The following is a 22,218-nucleotide window of genomic DNA, read 5'->3' on the forward strand; positions in this document are numbered from 1 at the left end:
TGGGCCGTTTCAATGGGTTTATGTACAAATATATTACAAATTCCCGGTCGGCTGTTATATAATTGACTAAGCGAAAGTAGAAACAGCGCCCCCTGGCTTTAAATCCCGGCTCATAATTTCAAATACTTCATCGCGTAAAGCATCCGCGTCATCAATGGTCAGATGGGCAGTTTCAACAGGTTTGTGCACCTTAAATTTACACAGACCCGGTCTGCTGCCGTGTTTGGTACCTGTATCCCAAAGTATTTGCCAGGCGTTAGCCGATGATACCGGGATAACAGGTATTTTCAAATCAATAGCCAGGCGGAAAGGCCCATTTTTAAACGGGCCAAGCTGCGGCGGATAGGTATCCGAAATACCACCCTCCGGAAATATGATCATTGATACGCCATTCTGCAGGCGATCTGATGCTTTTTTAAACGCCCGGAACGACGACATTTTACTGTCGCGGTTAACAGGGATATCAACCGTACGGAAAAAAAGACCGGTCACCAGGCCATCTTCCAGCTCCTGTTTACCCATAAAACTGCAATTGCTGTTTACCAATATACACATAGCCGAAATGTCAAGATTTGAAGTGTGATTAGGGCAAATGATATAAGTTTTACCCCAATCGATAGCCTGCTCATACTCGAACTTATAAAAGATGCCGGCGAAAGCCGAACTCATTATAGCCCAGAACCTTCTAACGCCATTCAGCGCCCTGAAACGTTCGGGTTTGCGGGAAAAATAATAGAAAAAAGGCCATAATAAAAAGTAGCTCAGTGCCACACTCACTACGTAAAAACAGATATGCACTTTTCTCAATATCATTTTCATCATCACCAAAAATAGAAAAATTCCTTACTTTCGCCACACTATGGAAACTGTTGTTAGTGGTATCCGGTCAACCGGAAACTTACACTTAGGAAATTATTACGGAGCCTTGCAAAACTTTATAAAGATGCAGCATGAATACAACTGCTTTTTCTTTATTGCCGACCTCCACTCGTTAACTACACACCCCACACCTGCCAATTTACATGGCAATGTAAAACAGGTACTGATAGAATATTTAGCCGCGGGCATCGACCCTGAAAAGGCTACTATATATGTACAATCGGATGTACCCGAGGTTACCGAATTGTACCTGTACCTGAACATGAATGCCTATTTAGGTGAGTTGGAACGTGCAACCTCATTTAAGGATAAAGTACGTGCCAATCCCGAAAACGTGAATGCAGGCCTGCTTACCTACCCTGTATTAATGGCGGCAGATATTATTATCCACAAAGCCACCAAAGTACCTGTTGGTAAAGACCAGGAGCAGCACCTTGAAATGGCCCGCACTTTTGGCAACCGATTTAACAGGCTATACAACCATGATTATTTCCCCGAGCCTTTTGCCTTTAGCTTTGGTGAAAGTTTGGTAAAAATTCCCGGGTTGGACGGCAAGGGGAAAATGGGCAAATCAGAAGGCGAAGGCAATGCTATATTTTTGGGCGATACCCCGGAGGCTATCCGCAAAAAGGTAATGCGTGCGGTAACCGACGGCGGCCCAACTGTTGAAAATCAGCAAAAACCACAGGAGATCCAAAATCTGTTTGATTTGATGAAAGTTGTATCAACACCTGATACCCTTGCCCACTTTGACGGGCTATATAACAAAATGGCTATCCGTTACGGAGATTTGAAAAAGCAGCTTGCCGAAGATATGGTGCTGGCAACCGCCCCTATCCGCGACAGGATCAACGCCATTGCCAACGATGCCGATTACCTGCGCAAAGTAGCCGAAATGGGCGCCGAAAAAGCCCGCGAAAGCGCATCAAGAACAATAAGAGAAGTTAGAGAGATCATCGGCTTCAGGAAATTTTGATCAGAATTTTCAGGATTTAAGAATTATCAGAATTTAACCGGAGACTTTTTTAATTCTGTTAATTCTGTAAATTAGGAAAATTCTGATTCAGATAATTTAACAACAACGCATGCATTTAGCTATTGTAGGAAATATAGGCGCCGGAAAAACTACCCTCACCGAGATGCTGGCCAAAAATTACGGGTGGGACCCATTGTATGAAGCTGTAGATAACAACCCTTATTTAGAGGATTTTTACAGTGATATGAAACGCTGGAGCTTTAACCTGCAGATCTACTTTCTGAACAGCCGTTACCGCCAGATCATCGACATTCAGAAAGGCGGGCACAACATTATACAGGACCGTACCATTTATGAAGACGCCTATATCTTTGCTGAAAACCTGCATGATATGGGCCTCATGACCACCCGCGATTACGAAAACTACGAATCAATTTTTCAGAATATAACCGAGTTCATCAAACCACCCGATCTGCTGGTTTACCTCAAAGCATCCGTGCCTACCCTGGTAAGCAATATCCAGCGCCGCGGCCGTGAGTATGAAATAGGCATCCGTTTAGATTACCTTTCCAAACTGAACGAAAAGTATGATAAATGGATCAACAACTATAAGCTTGGCAAACTGCTGATCCTTGATAAGGATAACCTTGATTTTGCCAACAATACCGAGGATATGGCCACTATTGTTAACCTTATTGAACGGGAAATTAACGGGTTGTTTTAAAATTTTTAACTTGAAAAAGGTTTCCGCACTTTTATTAATTCCTATTTTATTGGGATGCACCTCAATAATTGATGGCTGGAAAGTGCTTGACCTTGGTGCATTTAAAATATCTGTTCCTTCCAATTGGAAGTATATAAAGCAACAAGGTATTGACTCTTTTGTTGGGATGTTAAAAAGCACTAAGGATACACTTAGTTTTGATTTTAGCTCCAATGGCTATGCCAACAGTTTGATCCCAACCGAACAAGATTATTTGAAAAAAAATGAATGGAAACGCGGACCTTATTTTTATAAAGTTGGCGTTACCTATACCGCCGATTTTAATGTAAAACCCGAAAGGGAAAGGCAAATGAAAGAACTCGGCACTACCGATTCTACAAAAGTTCACGTTGAGGCCGATCCTGATTATAAAACAAAAACAGTAATCCATCTTCCTACACAAAACCAAAAAACAAAATTCCCCAGGGCTGATTACGTTGCCGATCTCACCTATAAAGACAGCACCATTTACGTCCCTATTGAAATCCCCCTGGAAATCAAAATGCATCATATTAAGATTGATAGCACAGATAACTACGTTATTAAAACCATTTGGCCTAAAGCAGCAGGGCACGGCATGACAGGAATTTATTTCCGCGGGCGCTCATCAAATCTTACCTTTAACCTGGCAGGTTACAATTTGTCAAAGCGGGATCAGGATTTAGCCCTGCAAGCCTTTAAAACTATCGTAATAAAAACCAAATGAAAATCTTAGGCATCATACCCGCCCGTTACGCATCGTCACGTTTTCCCGGTAAACCATTGGTTGATATCGGCGGCAAAACCATGATCGAGCGTGTATACGGGCAGGCTAAAAAATGCCGGAGCCTGAGCGAAGTTATCGTAGCTACTGATGACGAACGTATTTTTAACCATGTAACCGCTTTTGGCGGTGTTGCGGTGATGACCGGCTCAAACCACCAAAGCGGTACCGACCGCTGTGCCGAAGTAGCCCGCCTGCATCCCGGCTATGATGTGATCATCAATATCCAGGGCGATGAGCCTTTTATTGACCCTGAGCAAATTACCAAATTAGCCAACTGTTTTAATGATCCCGGTACCCAGCTGGCCACACTTGTAAAAAGGATCCTGACCGAACAGGAACTGCATAATACCAATTCGCCCAAGGTGGTGATCAATAAACTATCGGAGGCTATTTATTTCTCCCGCGCTACCCTGCCCCACATCCGCGGCCAGGAGCCCGAAAACTGGCTCGAATTTCATACCTTTTTTAAACACATTGGCATCTACGGTTATAGGGCAGACATTTTGCAGGAAGTTACCAAACTCCCTGTATCCCCGCTTGAAAAAGCCGAAAGCCTGGAGCAGCTACGCTGGATTGATAACGGCTACCGCATCAAAGTAGCCGAAACCGAACTGGAAACCCATGCTGTTGATGTGCCTGAGGATCTGGAGAAATTGAAGTTTGATATATAGTTTTTACGGATTTAGCAGCAATACCCTTCAATTATAAAGCACCGCTTCCCCTGCTGATAACCTTGTTTTCTTTTATCCGTATAAAAAAGGATACGCCATATTAAAGGCTATTTAAACTATTGAAACATAGCTCTACTATTAAAAATTAACTTTATTTACATTAACAACAAACCGTTTAATACTTTCGTATTTTAACCAATTATTGCTTTGTGATTTATTAACTTCACGTATAGTAGGGCATGTTACTAACCTAAAAATCATCATGAGGATAAGGCAGCATCATTTTGTAAACAATGGCTGGGTAAATTATTTTGCCGATCCGGAATTTAGTGCCGAAAAATGTCAGCTCGTACTTGCTTTTGGCGCACCTCAATTAATTACCGCTCCCGAAATTTACGATTATCTTAAAGCTGGCTATCCTAATGCCAATGTTGTGTTTGCCTCTACATCGGGAGAGATCATAGGCAGCGACGTGTATGACGATAGCATAGTAGTAACCGCTGTAGAACTGGAGAAATCAAGCATCGCCTGCACAGCTACTCATGTAAACAAACAGGCAAATAGTGCCGAAACAGGTGCTTTCCTGATGGCTCAACTGGATAAAAAAGGCCTAAACTGTGTATTCATCATATCCGACGGCACATTTATAAACGGCAGCGAACTGGTTGACGGCTTTAACCGCGATAATCCCGGTAAGGTTCCCATAACCGGCGGTTTAGCCGGCGATGCAGCGCGGTTTAGCAGCACATTTACCAGTCTTAATGCTGTCCCCGCACAAGGGCATGTAATAGCTATTGGTTTTTATGGCGATAACCTGCATATCAACCATGGCTCAAGCGGGGGCTGGGAAGAATTTGGGCCGCAGCGAACCATTACCAGATCGGATAAAAACGTACTTTTTGAGATAGACGAAAAAAGTGCGCTTGATCTTTACAAAGAATATTTAGGGGAGTACGCCAAGGAGTTGCCCGGCTCGGCCCTGCTGTTCCCGCTGTCATTAAGTATTGAAGGTTCGGACAAAAAACTGGTACGAACTATATTAAGCGTTAACGAGGATGAAAAATCAATGACCTTTGCCGGCAATTTGCCCGAAGGCAGCAAAGTACGCTTAATGAAGGCCAATTTTGAAAAACTGATCAATGCCTCTTCATCCGCCGCAACCGATTCAATAACCAGCCCCCAACAAGCAGACCTCGCTATATTAGTGAGTTGTGTTGGCCGCAAACTGGTGCTTAATGAGCGCACTGATGAAGAGTTAATGGCAGCCAAAAATATTTTCGGCGATAAAACATCTATGGCGGGCTTTTACTCTTATGGAGAGTTGTCGCCCCTGAATAAAGGGTCGAATTGCGAGCTGCATAACCAAACCATGACCATTACCACCTTTACCGAACGCTAATTTATGGAGTACCATCATTTATTAGATAAGCAAGTAAAAAAGATGCTCCCGGCGCAATACCTGGAGGATGAAACTATTTTGCAGTTTTTAGGTGCTATAAACAACAGTTTTAAAAACTTTGATAAATCTATAAAGCTGGCAGATCATGCTTTTAATGTGAGCGAGCGTGAATACGTAGCCGTTACCGATAACCTGAGATTACAAAACGAGATCAAACAGCGCTCCATCTCTCAGCTAAAGGAAGCCATAAAGGCGCTGAATCCCGATGCAGAATTAAACATCTCCGACTCGGACAATGACCTGATCCATATCATCAGCTTTTTGCATGAGCGGATAGCCAAAGCCAAAGAGCTGGAAGTTGCCCTGATCCAATCAAAAGAGCTTGCCGAAAAAGCGGCTATGGCCAAGGCACAGTTCCTGAGTATCATGAGCCATGAAATTCGTACACCGATGAACGCAGTTATCGGTTTCACGCACCTGCTCATCCACCAGGACCCAAAGCCCGAGCAAAAGGAATTTTTAAACTTCCTCAAATTTTCAGCCGAAAACCTGCTGGTACTTATCAATGATATATTGGATTTCAGCAAGATAGAAGCCGGCAGGGTTGAGTTTGAAAGCGTCGACTTTAGTCTTACCGATCTGATCAAAAACATCCGTCTTGCCCTGCTGCAAAAGGCAAACGAAAAAAACATCCTGATAAAACTAATGATGGACCAGGACCTGCCCAACGCCATTATTGGCGACCCGGTGCGCTTAGGTCAGATCCTTACAAACCTGATGAGCAATGCCGTTAAATTTACGCATAAGGGTAAGGTAACGGTGAGTGCATCGTTAACAAGCAGCACAGCTGATTCATCAACCATTGAATTTGAAATTGCCGATACCGGTATTGGTATAACACCCGATAAAATTGAACACATTTTTGAAAGCTTTAGCCAGGCAAGTTCAGATACCACCCGTAAATACGGCGGCACAGGTTTGGGCTTAACCATTACCAAACGCCTGCTGCAACTGCTTGGCAGCGATATCGCTGTTGAAAGCGAATACGGCAAAGGCTCGGTATTTAACTTCAGCCTTACCTTTAAAAACAGCAGAAAAAAATTGACCAGCACAGCAGATAGCGACGAATTTTATCGTTTAAAAAGCCTCAAAGGCACAAGGCTGTTAATTGCAGAGGATAACCAGATCAACGTGATACTGGCAAAACAATTCATGAAACAATGGGAAGTTGAATGTGATGTTGCTGAAAATGGTGAAATAGCCTTAATGCTGGTAAAAACCCACGACTACGATATGATTTTGATGGACTTGCAAATGCCCGAAATGGATGGCTATCAAACCACCCGCGCCATCCGTGAACTACCGGGTGATAAGTACAAAAACCTGCCCATCATAGCCCTTACAGCATCGGCCATGCTTGATATCCAGGATATGGCATTCACCGTTGGTATGAATGATTATGTGAGCAAGCCTTTTAACCCCAATGAGCTGCACCGTAAAATTGATCTGTACAGCAGGCAAAAGGAAAGTGTTTAAAACCTTCCTATACTCTATCGGCATTATCTAACTAATGATTTACAAATCACTCTATACAAACAACTTACAAACAAAACATATTAACAGTTCCCTTTTTTGAAAAACAGATACGCCAAAGCCTGAAAAATTTTCTTACTTTTGTATCCCGTACAGAAACAATTGGTCGCGGTATAAAAGCCCGGTCATTTTCAAAAAAAATCATGACTAAATATATTTTTGTTACGGGCGGTGTTACCTCATCGTTAGGAAAAGGTATAATATCTGCTTCTTTAGCTAAACTCCTTCAATCGCGCGGTTATCGCGTAACTATCCAAAAGTTCGACCCCTATATCAATATCGATCCGGGAACGCTTAACCCTTACGAGCACGGCGAGTGCTACGTTACCGAAGATGGTGCCGAAACCGATCTTGACCTTGGTCATTATGAGCGTTTTTTGAATACACCAACCTCAAAAGCCAACAACATCACCACCGGCCGGATCTACCAAAATGTAATCAATAAAGAACGCGAAGGAGCTTTTTTAGGAAAAACTGTACAGGTAGTGCCCCACATTACCGATGAAATAAAAAGAAACTTCCGCATACTTGGCGAAAGCGGCGATTATGATATTGTTATTACCGAATTAGGCGGTACTGTAGGCGATATTGAGTCGCTACCATATATTGAAGCTGTAAGGCAGTTTCGCTGGGAAACCGGCTCGGGCAACTCACTGGTTATCCACCTTACGCTGGTACCTTTCCTTGCAGCAGCAGGCGAACTGAAAACCAAACCAACACAACACTCGGTAAAAATGCTATTGGAATACGGGATTCAGCCCGATATTCTGGTTTGCCGTACCGAACATCACCTTAATAACGATATCCGTAAAAAAATAGCGCTGTTTTGTAATGTGAACATCAACGCGGTTATTGAATCAATTGATGCACCAAGTATTTATGATGTGCCTTTGTTAATGCTTAAAGAACAGCTTGACAAAACGGTACTTACCAAATTAAAGCTTCCGCATAAAAACGAGCCAAGCCTCGAAAACTGGAAAGAATTTCTTGGCCGCCTCAAAAACCCAACTGCCGATGTACGCATTGCACTGGTTGGTAAATATGTGGAGCTGCCGGATGCTTACAAATCAATCACCGAAGCTTTTATACATGCCGGTGCCAAACAAGAGTGTAAAGTACGGATTGAATATATCCCTTCAGAGCAGTTAACACCTGAAAACGCTGTTGAAAAACTAAAAGGCATGCATGGTGTACTGGTTGCCCCTGGTTTTGGCGAGCGTGGTTTTGAAGGTAAGATCCAGGCTATCCGCCATGTACGCGAAAACAATATCCCTTTCTTTGGTATCTGTTTAGGTATGCAGTGTGCTGTAGTTGAGTTTGGCCGCAACGTTTTAGGGCTTGAAAATGCCAACAGCACCGAAATGAACCCTGAAACCGCCTACCCGGTTATCGGCATGATGGAAGATCAGAAAAACATCACCAACAAAGGCGGTACCATGCGTTTAGGTGCTTATCCTTGCGATATTAAAAAAGGATCAAAAGCAGCCATGATTTACGGAAAAACGCATATTTCTGAAAGGCACCGCCACCGTTATGAGTTTAATAACGACTATCTTAAACAATACGAGGCCGCAGGCCTTACCCCATCCGGCATCAATCCTGACAATGGCCTGGTGGAGATTGTTGAGCTAAAAAACCACCCATTTTTTGTTGGTTCACAATTTCACCCCGAATTAAAATCAACAGTTGCTAATCCGCACCCACTTTTTATTAACTTTGTCGCCGCTTCGCTGGCATATGCCCGCAAAAAATAAGTAATTGTACGATAATTAGATAATGGATAAAAATACGTTTACAGGATTATTCCTGATCATGGCGATCATTGCCGGTTCGATTTACTTTTTAAGGCCATCGGAAGCCGACCTTAAAAAAGAGCGCGAAGTACAGCACCAGGACTCGCTGAAAAAAGCAGGCATGTCTGCAACTGCCGCTGCCGCCAAAACAACGGCAAAGCTTGATACTGCCAAAACAGTAGCAAAAGTTGATTCGGCCTTGTTAAAAATGCCTTTTGGCGCCGCATCTGTTGGTAAAGAAGAGTTTATTACTATCGAAAACAAGGAGTTGCTTGTTAAATTAAGCACTCAGGGCGGTAAAGTAGCTTCGGTTGAATTAAAGAACTACAAAACTTTTGATAAACAGCCTTTAGTGCTTTTCAGCGGCGATAACAACCAATTTGGTTTGAAGTTTGCTGCCGGAGTTGCCAATATCAACACCAACAATTACTATTTTACACCAAGCGCAAAAAACCTCACTGTAGCCGAAAAAGATTCTGGTTCGGTTACCATGCGTTTGAGCTATAGCCCTACCCAGTATATTGATTACGTTTACACCTTAAAAGGCGACGGCTTCAAACTTGGGTTAACTATTAAGCCTACCGGCCTTGATGGCGTTATTGCTAATAGCAGCGCCTTTAACCTTAACTGGGCTACTACGCTGCACAAACAGGAAAAAGACATTAAACAGGAGCGCCAGTATTCAACGGTATATTATTACAACACCGATGGCGATGTTGATTACCTGAGCGAAACTAAAGATGATCAAAAAGCCATAAGTGATAAAAAAATGGCATGGGTTGCTTTCAAGCAGCACTTCTTTTCAAATGTGCTGATAGCTAAAGGCGGCATCGCTAAAACAGATGTTGCTGTTGCTACCGATGTTAACGATACTACCGATGTAAAACAAATGAAAGCCGATCTGTCGCTTACCCGCGGTGCAGATGGTTCTTTACCGTTAGAGTTTTACTTTGGGCCTAACCGTTTTAACACGCTTAAAGATCAGGGGCATGACCTTGATAAACTGGTTAACCTTGGTTGGGGACCGTTAAAATACATCAACCGTTTCGCGGTATTACCTGTATTTAACTTCCTTAACAAATTTAACTGGAATTACGGCCTGATCATCCTGGTGTTAACTGTATTGCTTAAGCTGGTATTATCGCCGCTTACCTACAAATCATACCTTTCAATGGCTAAAATGCGCGTACTGAAGCCCGAAATGGATGAGATAAAAACCAAAGTTGGCGAAGATAACCCTACCCTGTTACAACAGGAATACCTGAAACTATACAAAAAAGCCGGCGTTAACCCGTTAGGCGGTTGTTTGCCATTGGTAATCCAGATGCCGATAGTAATTGCATTCTTCCGCTTTTTCCCGAGCTTATTTGAGTTAAGGGGCGAAAGCTTCCTTTGGATGCATGACCTTTCAACTTATGATTCGGTTATCAAATTTGCTCCTATAGCTTTCCTTGGCGGTGTTAACCACATTAGTTTAATGTGTTTGCTGATGACTATTTCAACGCTGATCTACACTTATTTCAACAACCAGATTTCGGGTGCTACAGGTCAAATGAAATACATAGGCTACATCACACCTGTTGTGTTCCTTTTCACACTGAACAGCTACCCTGCGGGTCTTAACTATTATTACTTTTTGGCCAACATGTTTACCTTTTTACAGCAATACCTGATCAAGTTCATGGTTGATGATAAAAAGATCCATGCGCAAATTCAGGAGAATAAAAAGAAACCTGAAGATACCAGCAAGAAGAAAAAAGCAGGCTTTGGTGCCCGCATGGAAGAAATGATGCGCCAGCAACAACAGCTTCAGGCTAAGAAGAAGCCGTAATTTTTAGTCGGAAAGTCAGAAAAATATAAAAGCCCTTGAGAATTAAATTTTCAAGGGCTTTTGATTTTCTGCAAGCGTAATTGCGAGGCATGAAGCAATCCGCGGTTAGCAAAGTCGCTCTGTATAGTTCGCGATTGCTTCGTTCCCCGCAATGACGTTTTTTTTACACTACCTCACTAAAATAATTAGCAAAATTGTATTACATTTGAAATATCATGTATGCAATTGTCGATATCGAAACCACAGGGGGGCATGCCAGCGCTAATGGTATTACCGAAATAGCCATATGCATACATGATGGCAAAAAAGTGGTAAAGCGCTTTGAAACACTTGTCAATCCACAGCGTGAGATCCCTATTTACATCAGTGCCTTAACCGGCATTACCAACGAGATGGTACAGAACGCCCCTCCTTTTGAGGATGTGGCTGCTGATATTTACCATCTCATTCATGGTAAGATCTTTGTTGCCCACAACGTAAATTTTGATTTTTCTTTTGTCAGATATCACCTTGCTGCTGCCGGGTATGATTTGCAAACTAATAAACTTTGTACGGTGAGGCTTGGCCGCAAGATATTGCCGGGTTTGCCATCATACAGCCTTGGCCGGTTATGTAAACATTTAGGTATCGATAACCAAAGCCGTCACCGCGCTATGGGCGATGCCGAAGCTACTGCCGAACTGTTTACCTTGCTGCTGAACAGAGATACGGATAACCACATTAAACAATCTCTTAAACAAGGTTCAAAAGACCAGGTACTGCCGCCTAATCTCCCTAAAAAGGATGTGGATCAGCTGCCTTATACTCCGGGGGTATATTACTTTCATGATCAAAAAGGAAAAGTGATATATGTGGGTAAGGCTAAAAACCTCAAAAAACGGGTAAGCAGCCATTTCATCGGCAATAACCCCGGCTTACAGCGCCAGGAGTTTTTACGTAACATTCACCAGGTAAGCTACCAGGTTTGCGGCACCGAACTAATCGCTTTTGTGCTGGAAGCCATAGAGATCAAACGCCTTTGGCCTAAATATAACCGTTCATTAAAACGCTTTGAAAACGCCTACTGTCTTTATGCTTTTGAAGATCAGCGCGGCTACACCCGGCTGGCTGTTGACAAATACCGAAAATACAGCGACCCGATATATACCTGCAATTCCCTGCTTGATGGATATAACCTGCTCAACAAACTGATTGAAGCATTTGACCTATGCCCTAAGCTTTGTTTTATACAAAAAAACAATGAGCTATGCACCAGTGCAGCCGGAAGCACCTGCGCCTGCGAAGGTGTTGAACCTCCGGAAAACTATAATGAAAAGGTAAACAATGCCATCGATCAGCTCAAACAGGCACTACCTACATATGCTATCCGTGATGAAGGCCGTACCGGCGATGAGCACAGCTGTATTTTGGTAGAAAAAGGCCAGTTTTACGGTATGGGCTATATCTCTCATTATTTTGATGCAGATAACGTACAGCAACTCAAAAGCTACCTGACACCCTACCCGGGGAATGATTACATCAAAAATATTGTAGCTACTTATGCTTCCAAGTATCCGGACAGGATGGTGGTGTTTGGGTGAAGTTAAGTTTTAAAGCTTTATCGTTCTTATACTAAGCGTCATTGCGAGGTACGAAGCAATCCCCAAGAGGCAGAGCTGTAATACTGATTTCTCTGTAAAGTTCGCGATTGCTTCGTTCCTCGCAATGACGTAGTGGATAATTCATTCATGATGAATCTTCAATAAACACTTCTAAATAAATAATTATCTATTAAGTTAAATAAATTCCACACAATTGAGTTTTTGATTGGTTAATCTTATAACATTTACCAACAAAAACTTAAATAATGGATAGTATCAATCAACAACAGCCAGAAGATAACATGAAGGACCTGAATGGCCCTGAAGCCCTGGCTAAGATCAAAGAACTTGCCGAAAGCGCGAAAAGCTGCTTCTTCCTTAGCAATCTTAAAACCGGTGTACCAGCTTCTGTAAGGCCAATGTCGGCACAAAAAATTGATGATGAGGGGAACTTCTGGTTCCTGAGCGCTAACGACAGCCATAAAAATGACGAACTGGCCAAAGATCCGTTTGTTCACCTCCTTTTCCAAGGATCAGGATATTCTGATTTTTTAAATCTTTATGGAATTGCAACAGTAACTGAAGACAAGGAAAAGATCAAAGAACTTTGGGAACCCATGTTAAAAGTATGGTTCACCGGAGGTATTGATGATCCGCGCATCAGCGTTATCAAAGTAGAACCAACTGAAGGGTATTACTGGGATAATAAACACGGCAATGCCATCGCTTTTGTAAAGCAACTTGCAGGTGCCGTAATAGGCAAAACTATTGACGATTCGATAGAAGGAAAGTTGGTTGTCTAAAATCAGAATGTCTGAATCTGAATTTATTGAATTAGGGAATTAAAAGAATTATGAAGGGCTTGGGTTTAATTAACTCAAGCCCTTTATCGTTCAAGCAAATCAAAAAGCTCCCCCTTTAGGGGGCTGGGGGGCCAGATATTTATCAAACCATTCAATATATCGCTGCAACCTGTCAACCTGGTAGCTTGGTACGGTAATGCCATGATACTGACCAGGATAAAGTACCATCTGGGTTGGTATGCCTTGCGACCGGAGCGCTTCATACATCTGCTCTCCCCCGCCCGTCGGCACGTTAAAATCCTTTAAACCAGACATGAACTGGGTTGGAGTTTTTATTTTATCGGCATGAAAAAACGGGTACGATAGTTTGATGTATTTATCGGCGTTTTTCCAGGGTGCACCAAGTTCATTGTCGTATTGCACTACCCATTGGTCTGATCCATAAATGGCCAGCTGCAATGCGCTGCCCGCACCACTCGATGCTGCTTTAAAGCGGGCATCGGTAGCTATGGTATAATCGGTTAGGATGCCGCCGTAGCTCCAGCCGCCAATGCCCAGGCGGTCTTTATCAGCTATGCCAAGTTTAACCAGTTCATCCACAGCACCAAGCAGGTCTTTCACTTCTTTATTTCCCCAATCGGCATAAATAGCTTTGGTATATTCGATACCACGACCTGTACTGCCGCGATAATTTACAGCGGCAACGGCATAGCCTGCACAGGCCAGTGTTTGCCTGATCTCATCAAACTCAAACTCGTCCTGATCGGTAGGTCCTCCATGAATGTAAAGGATAAAAGGCATTTTTTTAGTCACCACGCTATCGGGCGTATATAAAATGCCCGAAACCAGCGTACCGTCACTGCTGAACGACTGGAAACCTTTCACATAGGCCAGTTTAACTTCGCTCAGCCATTTTTCCTGGTGAAAGGTTAAGCGGCGGATCTTGCCGTTTTCAATAGCGACCAGTTCATGCGGCATATAAGGTGTTGTCATTTTTCCTACCCATATCCCTAACGAATGGCCTATCATATCATCAAAACTGCATTCGTTCCCTTTATACACCAGTACCGATTTACGGGTAAGCAGGTTATACCTGTTGATGTAGCGGATCCTGTCGCTGCTTACCAGGTATTCAAGGTCTTTGCTATCCTTGCTCCAGGCAATATTGCTAACGGGCCTGTCCAATTGATCGGTAAGCAGGCGGTTATTTTTACCATCGGCATCCATCAGGCACAAAACATCATGCTGGTATATAAAATAATCGGCATCACTTGTAGACCGCAAGTAGGCTATCTTTTTACCATCCGGACTCCAGATTGGGTTAATATCGTGACCTGTAAAAGTGGTAAGCTGTTTAGGCTCAGCACCAGGTTTGGCCTCTATCGTAAAAATATCCGTGTTTTCATTCCGGTCTGGGTCGGCAGTGTGATTACTTACATAGGCAATCGTTTTTCCGTCCGGGCTCCACTCTGGCGAGCTATCATCCATGGCTCCGCTTGTTAAGGTATCCAGCTTTTTAGTACCAACATCATAAAGGTATAAATGCGAATGCAGGTGTTGCAGGTATCCCTCAATATCCTGTTTAAAATGATAGCGGTCTATTTTGATAGGAGGCGTGGTTTTGGGCGCTTCCTTTCCTTTGTTTTCGGGATCTTTAATGATCAATGCCAGTTTCTTACTATCCGGCGACCAAACGTACTCTTCAAGTTCTCCTTTAATATCAGTGAGCTTATGCCCCTCTCCACCGCGCCTGTCCATCAACCAAACCTGGCCGCCATTTTTTGAATCTTTTTCAGACAGATAAGAAATAAACTTACCGTCGGGCGTCCATTTAGGGGTAGATGCAGGTTCATCGCCATAAGTAAGCTGAATGGATTGTTTACCGTCAAAGCTCTGCATCCACAGGTGCGATACCCGTTTATCCTTAGCAGTATCCACTTCAGATAGTTCATAAACTACCCACTTACCATCGGGCGATAGCTGTGGTGCCATCAGCGTTGGCTGCTTATACAGATCGGTAGGTTTGAGCGGTTTTTTACCTGTTTGGGCAGAAGCAACGTTAAATACTAAAACCGCTATAATTAAAAGTACGTTTTTATGCATAGGAAGCACATTTGACTGGAAAATTACTAATTAAACTACCTAATATCATCACAAGGTTTTTATTATTGCATTGTTTTGAAAAAACGAATAAGATCATTTGTTTTACCCATAAAACTATCATTATGTACAACTCATACCAGGAGCTTAGCAAAAAAGATAAAAAAATAGTTAGGGAGCTAATTGATAAAGGCATCGCCGAAGACTTTAAACGAGGAATGCAACATTTCGATCAGCTTATTCAGGAGTTAAAAAAGAGTTCCGATACACCGCAAGACCAGTACTATAAATTATTCAATGAAGTTCGCGATTTTGACAAGCAAATAGGCCGGATGTATGATGGCAGGACCGGATCAAGATATCTCGGCATCTTAGCCAATCAGATTGCACAGGACCTTGTGAATGTATCTGAATTGGAGGATCTATCCCCGGAAGTTAAAGAACGGCTTCTCGTACATGTAAAACTAATTACAGAATAAATAAGTTCCCACAACAACTACTTCTACCTAACAGCAAATCGATTAAAGGCGCAATTATGCGTCTCTACAACATCAACGCTCTTCTACTTTTTCAAATACTTATCATACCATTCCACGTAACGCTGCAGCCTGTCAACCTGGTAACTTGGCTTGGTAATGCCGTGAAACTGGTTTGGGTACAGGATCAATTCGGTTTGAATCCCCTGCGAACGCAATGCCTCATACATTTGCTCGCTGCCGATGGTCGGCACGTTAAAATCCTTCAGGCCAGACATAAACAGTACCGGTGTTTTTATTTTATCGGCATGAAAAAACGGATACGAGATCTGGATCCATTTATCAGCATTTTTCCATGGCACGCCAATTTCGTTTTCGTATTGTAACACATATTGGTCGCTGCCGTAAACAGAGAGTTGCAATGCACTGCCCGCACCGCTGGCGGCCGCTTTGAAACGGGTATCAGATGCGATAGTATAATCGGTGAGGATGCCACCATAACTCCAGCCACCAATGCCCAGCTTATCGGGATTGGCAATGCCTAATTTTTCCAGTTGGTCAACTGCGCCAAGTAAATCCTTAACTTCTTTATTACCCCAATCGGCATAAATGGCTTTACAATAATCAAGGCCGCGGCCATTACTGCCCCTGTAGTTTACCGCTGCTACGGCATAACCGGCAGCCGCCAGTGTTTGCCTTGTAGCATCGAAACCAAACTCGTCCTGCCCTACCGGGCCGCCGTGAATAAACAGGATCAATGGGTATTTTTTGTTCGGAATACTATCAGGTGTTAAAACAATGCCCGATACCTTTGTACCGTCGGCACTTGTTGACTCAAAGCCTTTTGCATAAGCCAGTTGTACTGTGTTTAACCAGGCATCATGATGAAATGTTAACCGGCGCAGTTTTTTATCTTCCAGGGCAAATAATTCGGCAGGTGTATATGGATCAGTTTCCTGAACCACCCAATTACCCGAAAGATTGGTGGCTATATCATTGAAAACATAATCGCCTTTATTTATTGTAATGATTTTGCCGCTGTTGATATTGACATTGGCCAAATAGCGGGTACGATCATCCGTTACTATAAAAACAATGTTCTTACTGTCTTTAGCCCAGGTTTGTGAGCCTACGGGGCGGTCAAGCTGTAGCGTAAGCGGTTTATTATTTTGCCCTACAACATCCATAATGCATATCACACTTTGATCATACATCATATAATCGGCATCACTGGTTGAACGCAGGTAGGAAATATATCTGCCGTCCGGGCTCCATTGCGGGTTGCCATCCCTTCCGTTCCAGGTGGTGAGCTGCAGCATGCTTGCGCCGGGGCGGGCATCAATAGTAAAAATGTCGGTATTCTGATTTTTGTCGGGATCGGCGCTGCGGTTACTTACAAACGCAATGGTCTTGCTATCAGGCGACCATACCGGCGAACTTTCATCTTTATCGCCCCTGGTTAAAGTATCCAGTTTTTTTGTTGCTACATCAATTAAATACAGGTGGCTATGCAAATGCTGAAGGTAACCTACTATATCCTGTTTAAAACGATAACGGTCAATAACTATGGGTTTGGGCGTTTTAGGTTCCTCCTTGCCTTTATTTTCAGGATCGCCAATCACCATTACCAAACGCTTTCCGTCAGGGCTCCAGGCATAATCGCTCAGGTCGCCTTTAATATTGGTCAGTTTTACACCCTCCCCGCCCCTGCGGTCGATCAACCAAACCTGCGAGCCTGTTTTTGAATCGCGCGAGGAAAGAAAGGACAGGTACTTACCGTCCGGGCTCCAGCGAGGTGACGAGGCAGCTTCATCACCATGGGTTAGTTCGATGGATTCTTTACCATCAAAACTTTGCATCCATAAATGAGATACCCGGCGGTCCTTTGCAGTATCAACTTCAGATACACTATAAGCAACCCATTTGCCATCCGGCGATAATTGCGGATCGCTTACAGCGGGAATACGATAAACATCAGCAGGTTTTAATGGCTTTTTTTGTTGGGCAGATATGTTAAAAGCAACTGAAAGCGTGAGGATTGAAAATAAGGCTCGCTTCATAAATAATGTATTTGAAAGAGCCTGTAATTTAGTAAAAGAACCTTGATTTTGGGATAAAAGGATTGTGATGGTTTTGAACCATGATTAATAGGATTTAAGGATGACCATGACGCTTGAACCTGCGGGAGTTATGTAGATTTATCTTAATTTTTGATTTGAAAATTAAATTTTATAATTAACTTTGAAATACAAAGTACTTTTTAATAACAAAAATATGAAAGTAAAAATGATCCTCCCTGCATTAACCGAAGCCGAAAGTCCGTTTTGGCGACCAATAAAATATTCGCTTTTCCCTCCTCTTGGGCTGGCAACCCTTGCCGCATATCTCTCGCCCGATGATGAAATTGATTTACAAGACCAGCATGTAGAAAAACTAAACCTTGACGACCATCCGCACCTGGTGATCATACAGGTTTATATAACCAATGCATACCGTGCTTACCAGATAGCCGATCGATACCGGGCAAAAGGATCGTACGTGATATTGGGCGGGCTGCATGTAACGTCACTTCCGTTAGAAGCGGCCCCACATGCCGACAGTATATTTATTGGTCCCGGGGAAGATACCTTTCCAAAGTTCCTGACCGATTTCAAAAATGGTTGTCCTCAAAAAATATATCATTCAACTATCCGCACCCTTGAGCGGGTTCCCCCTATTCGCCGTGACCTTATTAAAAGACATTTATACCTCGTGCCCAACTCAATAGTTGTAACCCGCGGATGTCCTCACCATTGCAGCTTTTGTTATAAAGATGCTTTTTTTGAAGGTGGTCGCACATTTTATACGCAAGAGGTTGATGACGCCCTTGCCGAAATTGACCGTTTGCCCGGTAAACATTTATATTTTCTTGATGATCACCTGCTTGGCAACACAAAGTTTGCATCAGCACTTTTTAGCGGCATGAAGGGAATGAACCGCGTTTTTCAGGGAGCGGCTACTGTTGATTCGATTTTGCGTGGCAATTTAATTGAACAAGCCGCCGAAGCAGGGCTGCGAAGCCTATTTGTTGGTTTTGAAACGTTTTCGCCTCAAAACCTGAAACAAAGCAATAAAAAGCAAAACCTTGAAAAAGATTACATTAAAGCAGTTAACCGCCTTCATAGCCTTGGTATTATGATTAACGGCAGCTTTGTTTTTGGCCTGGATGATGACGATAAGGATGTATTTAAACGAACTGTTGACTGGGGCGTAAAGCATGCCATTACCACCTCAACATACCATGTGCTTACTCCTTATCCGGGCACCGAGTTGTTTAAAAGTATGGAGCGCCAGGGACGGATCCTTACCAAAAACTGGGACCTGTATGATACCCGAAAAGTTGTTTATCAAACAGTAGGTTTAACTGCCCCGGAGCTGGAGGATGGTTATTGGTGGGCATACCGTGAATTTTATAAGTGGAATAACATTTTTAAGGCCAGCATGCATCATGAGTTAACATCACACAAACTAAAACATTTTTTTTACGCAGGCGGATGGAAGAAGTTTGAACCGGTTTGGAACTTTCTGATCAAAACAAAAAGCTTAAACAATACACTCCCTGCTCTCGAAACAGTATTGTCCAAAATAAATTTCAAGAAAAATAAGCAAGCACCTGATAATGTGACTACGTTGCCGGTTCAGCCATCGGCCTTGTTATAAATCCAAAGCACGTTCAGGCGTCCACGCTTGAACATGCTTTAGTAGACACTTGAACTTACGTTATATCACCCCTGCCTTTTCCAGCTCCACCTGCATCTGCTGCTGTAAACTCAGCGCTTCGGCACGGGCGGCATCTGCAAAATCTTCACCATTGCCTGCATATAATATTGAACGGGATGAGTTTACGATAAGACCGCAATCTTTGGTCATACCATATTTGCAAACCTCTTCCAGGCTCCCGCCTTGTGCGCCTACTCCGGGTACCAGTAAAAAGTTATCCGGGGCGTATTCGCGGATGTTAGTAAATTCGGTGCTTTTGGTAGCGCCTACTACATACATGATCCTATCGGCACCGGCCCAGGTATTGGCCTTTTTTATTACATTTTCATATAAATAACCGTCGCCGGTTTGCAGGTATTGAAAATCTTTACTGCCAACAGATGAGGTAAGGGCTAAAATAATCACCCATTTACCTTCATACGCCAGGTATGGTGTAACACTGTCATTACCCATATAAGGCGTAATGGTGATAGCATCAAAGCTCATTCCGCCCGATTGTTCATCGAAAAATGCTTTGGCATATTTATCAGATGTATTGCCTATATCCCCGCGTTTGGCATCAATGATGCTCAAACAATCTTTGGGCAGGTATTTATAGGTGTCAATTAAGCTTTGCAGGCCTTTTATGCCGTAAGCTTCGTAAAAAGCGGCATTGGGTTTGTAAGCTATGCAAAGATCCCGTGTGGCATCAATAATGCGTTTATTAAATTCAAATATGGGATCGGGATATGATCTTAAAAATTGGGGAATCTTGTTGATATCGGGATCAAGCCCAACACATAAAAACGATTTCTTCTTTTTGATCTGTTCAATTAACTCCTGGCGCGACATCATCAGCTGCTGAATAATATTTTAATTGTCAAAAAAACTAAAAATTTGGCTTATGTGTTCTGATATACGTGATATTTATTTAATTAATTTGAAATTAACGAATAATTGTTTACACTTGCATCGTTTTCCATTGAATTTTTCTTGCACTAAAGAAACAATTTAAATCACCACGCTTTTTATTATCACTTTCATATAATACTTGCATGGGTTTGGATGTTTACTAAAAACAAGGTTTCAAGATCAATTTCTTTCAATTATAGCCTCATATGTTTTTACATGTGGTCAAGCTCTAACACTTGCATAGAAATTTTTGCCGTTTGAAAACAAATTACATTTAAAAAATCCCATTGAACTATAATTCATATCATGTCTGATAAAATTGAATTGAACGACAAACTCGTTTCTGAGTTGCGCGAAATTGCCAGAAATTTAGGTATTGCTGAGGCCGACGAACTACGTAAAGCTCAGCTTGTTGCCCGTATTATTGAACAACAACAGCTTATCGAAGCCGCCAGGATCCAACAAAACCTGGTTGAATCAAATTATACCCCAACCCCCGCTCCAGGCGAAGAACCTGCTGAAACCGCCGAAAAACCCCGCAAAAGGGCCCGCGTTATAAAAACTAAAGATTCATCAAAACCACGTGTAGAGGTTCCATTAGATGATACCAACCTTTTTGATGCGCAGGATGACGAGCCATCACAGGACGATTCAGAAACTGAAGTTCCGGCCGTAGCTGCAGAAACAGAGGCTCCGCAGGCAGGTGAAACAGTTACCCGGACAGAAGAAGTTGTTCCGGAAGCCCGCCCTCAAAAATTTGAGCGCAGGGTTAACAGCAATCAAAATCAGCAAAAAGCACAGGAGATCCCAATTAATCTTGATTTTGATAATGTAATTGTAAATGAGGGTGTTTTGGAAATTATGCCCGATGGTTACGGTTTCCTTCGTTCATCTGATTATAACTATCTTACTTCTCCCGATGATATTTATGTATCACAATCGCAGATAAAATTATTTGGCCTTAAAACAGGCGATACCGTTAGGGGCAGCATCCGCCCTCCCAAAGAAGGCGAAAAATATTTCCCTTTGGTACGCGTGGAAGCCATTAACGGCCGCATCCCTGCCGAAGTTCGTGACCGTGTTCCCTTTGATCACTTAACGCCGCTGTTCCCTTCAGAAAAGCTGAGCCTGTTTACCGATCCTAACAATTACTCAACCCGCATCATGGACCTGTTTTCGCCAATTGGTAAAGGTCAGCGTGGTTTGATCGTGGCGCAGCCAAAAACAGGTAAAACCATGTTATTGAAGGATGTGGCCAATGCAATAGCCAAAAACCATCCTGAAGTATATCTTATTATATTACTGATTGACGAGCGCCCTGAAGAGGTTACCGATATGGCCCGCAGCGTACGTGCCGAAGTTGTTTCATCAACCTTTGATGAGCCTGCCGAGCGCCACGTAAAAATTGCCAACATTGTACTTGAAAAAGCAAAACGTATGGTTGAGTGCGGTCATGACGTAGTGATCCTGCTTGACTCTATCACCCGTTTAGCCCGTGCTTATAACACTGTTGCCCCTGCATCAGGTAAAATATTATCAGGTGGTGTTGATGCCAACGCGCTGCACAAACCTAAACGCTTTTTTGGTGCTGCCCGTAACATTGAGGATGGCGGTTCATTAACCATCATTGCAACTGCGCTTACCGAAACCGGCTCAAAAATGGATGAGGTTATTTTTGAAGAATTTAAAGGTACAGGTAACATGGAACTGCAACTGGATCGTAAATTATCCAACAAACGTATCTTCCCGGCTATCGATATCACCGCTTCAAGTACCCGCCGCGACGACTTACTCCTTGACCGTGATACACTTCAGCGTATCTGGATCCTTCGTAACCACCTTGCTGATATGAATTCGCAGGAATCAATGGAGTTTTTACAAGGACAGATCAGGGGTACAAAAACTAACGAAGAATTTCTGATTTCGATGAATTCGTAA

The 22,218-nt window shown here is 42.9% G+C and carries 17 protein-coding genes; 13 read left to right on the forward strand and 4 right to left on the reverse strand.

What is annotated here, in order from left to right:
- Positions 1-66 precede the first annotated feature (66 nt).
- Entirely contained in the window at positions 67-822 is a 756-nt protein-coding gene (locus tag ACFFGT_RS24545; protein WP_377025158.1) for a lysophospholipid acyltransferase family protein, read from the reverse strand.
- Between the two features lie 37 nt (positions 823-859).
- On the opposite strand from ACFFGT_RS24545, the gene trpS reads away from it, so the two are divergent.
- The 10 genes from trpS (at position 860) to ACFFGT_RS24595 (ending at position 13,054) form a co-directional block, all read left to right on the forward strand.
- Positions 860-1,855 carry a tryptophan--tRNA ligase gene (trpS, locus tag ACFFGT_RS24550; protein WP_377025159.1) on the forward strand — a complete coding sequence of 332 codons (996 nt, stop codon included), beginning with the start codon at positions 860-862 and terminating at the stop codon, positions 1,853-1,855.
- A 109-nt stretch (positions 1,856-1,964) separates the two neighbouring features.
- Positions 1,965-2,579, forward strand: coding sequence for a deoxynucleoside kinase (locus ACFFGT_RS24555; RefSeq protein WP_377025160.1), 615 nt, complete (start codon positions 1,965-1,967; stop codon positions 2,577-2,579).
- 10 nt (positions 2,580-2,589) lie between these two features.
- Positions 2,590-3,324 carry a hypothetical protein gene (locus ACFFGT_RS24560; RefSeq protein ID WP_377025161.1) on the forward strand — a complete coding sequence of 245 codons (735 nt, stop codon included), beginning with the start codon at positions 2,590-2,592 and terminating at the stop codon, positions 3,322-3,324.
- Positions 3,321-4,055 carry a 3-deoxy-manno-octulosonate cytidylyltransferase gene (gene kdsB / locus ACFFGT_RS24565; RefSeq protein ID WP_377025162.1) on the forward strand — a complete coding sequence of 245 codons (735 nt, stop codon included), beginning with the start codon at positions 3,321-3,323 and terminating at the stop codon, positions 4,053-4,055. Before ACFFGT_RS24560 ends, kdsB begins: the two co-directional genes overlap by 4 nt.
- Positions 4,056-4,317: 262 nt before the next feature.
- A complete protein-coding gene (locus ACFFGT_RS24570; RefSeq protein ID WP_377025163.1) occupies positions 4,318-5,454 on the forward strand; it encodes an FIST signal transduction protein in 1,137 nt (378 codons plus the stop codon).
- Between the two features lie 3 nt (positions 5,455-5,457).
- On the forward strand, positions 5,458-6,990 hold the full coding sequence (locus ACFFGT_RS24575) for an ATP-binding protein (protein WP_377025164.1): 1,533 nt from the start codon (positions 5,458-5,460) through the stop codon (positions 6,988-6,990).
- Between the two features lie 200 nt (positions 6,991-7,190).
- The gene (gene pyrG, locus ACFFGT_RS24580) at positions 7,191-8,801 is read left to right on the forward strand and encodes a CTP synthase (protein ID WP_377025165.1); all 1,611 of its coding nucleotides are present in this window, start codon (positions 7,191-7,193) and stop codon (positions 8,799-8,801) included.
- Positions 8,802-8,823: 22 nt separating this feature from the next.
- A complete protein-coding gene (gene yidC, locus ACFFGT_RS24585; RefSeq protein ID WP_377025166.1) occupies positions 8,824-10,671 on the forward strand; it encodes a membrane protein insertase YidC in 1,848 nt (615 codons plus the stop codon).
- Between the two features lie 215 nt (positions 10,672-10,886).
- Complete coding sequence (locus ACFFGT_RS24590; protein WP_377025167.1) at positions 10,887-12,251, forward strand: exonuclease domain-containing protein; 1,365 nt, start codon at positions 10,887-10,889, stop codon at positions 12,249-12,251.
- Between the two features lie 266 nt (positions 12,252-12,517).
- Positions 12,518-13,054, forward strand: coding sequence for a pyridoxamine 5'-phosphate oxidase family protein (locus ACFFGT_RS24595; RefSeq protein ID WP_377025168.1), 537 nt, complete (start codon positions 12,518-12,520; stop codon positions 13,052-13,054).
- A 99-nt stretch (positions 13,055-13,153) separates the two neighbouring features.
- Here ACFFGT_RS24595 and ACFFGT_RS24600 read toward each other — a convergent pair whose 3' ends face one another.
- A complete protein-coding gene (locus ACFFGT_RS24600; protein ID WP_377025169.1) occupies positions 13,154-15,157 on the reverse strand; it encodes a prolyl oligopeptidase family serine peptidase in 2,004 nt (667 codons plus the stop codon).
- 122 nt (positions 15,158-15,279) lie between these two features.
- Between ACFFGT_RS24600 and ACFFGT_RS24605 the strand changes: the two genes are divergently transcribed.
- Complete coding sequence (locus tag ACFFGT_RS24605) at positions 15,280-15,633, forward strand: hypothetical protein (protein WP_377025170.1); 354 nt, start codon at positions 15,280-15,282, stop codon at positions 15,631-15,633.
- Between the two features lie 83 nt (positions 15,634-15,716).
- Here the strand turns inward: ACFFGT_RS24605 and ACFFGT_RS24610 are convergent, their stop codons facing one another.
- Positions 15,717-17,690, reverse strand: coding sequence for a prolyl oligopeptidase family serine peptidase (locus tag ACFFGT_RS24610; RefSeq protein WP_377025171.1), 1,974 nt, complete (start codon positions 17,688-17,690; stop codon positions 15,717-15,719).
- A 214-nt stretch (positions 17,691-17,904) separates the two neighbouring features.
- Between ACFFGT_RS24610 and ACFFGT_RS24615 the strand changes: the two genes are divergently transcribed.
- A complete protein-coding gene (locus ACFFGT_RS24615; RefSeq protein ID WP_377025172.1) occupies positions 17,905-19,329 on the forward strand; it encodes a B12-binding domain-containing radical SAM protein in 1,425 nt (474 codons plus the stop codon).
- A gap of 60 nt (positions 19,330-19,389) precedes the next feature.
- On the opposite strand, the gene pyrF is transcribed toward ACFFGT_RS24615, so the two are convergent.
- Entirely contained in the window at positions 19,390-20,220 is an 831-nt protein-coding gene (gene pyrF, locus ACFFGT_RS24620) for an orotidine-5'-phosphate decarboxylase (protein ID WP_377025263.1), read from the reverse strand.
- Positions 20,221-20,586: 366 nt separating this feature from the next.
- On the opposite strand from pyrF, the gene rho reads away from it, so the two are divergent.
- A complete protein-coding gene (rho, locus tag ACFFGT_RS24625) occupies positions 20,587-22,218 on the forward strand; it encodes a transcription termination factor Rho (RefSeq protein WP_377025173.1) in 1,632 nt (543 codons plus the stop codon).

This window comes from Mucilaginibacter angelicae (assembly GCF_042434235.1).
Lineage (GTDB): Bacteria > Bacteroidota > Bacteroidia > Sphingobacteriales > Sphingobacteriaceae > Mucilaginibacter > Mucilaginibacter angelicae.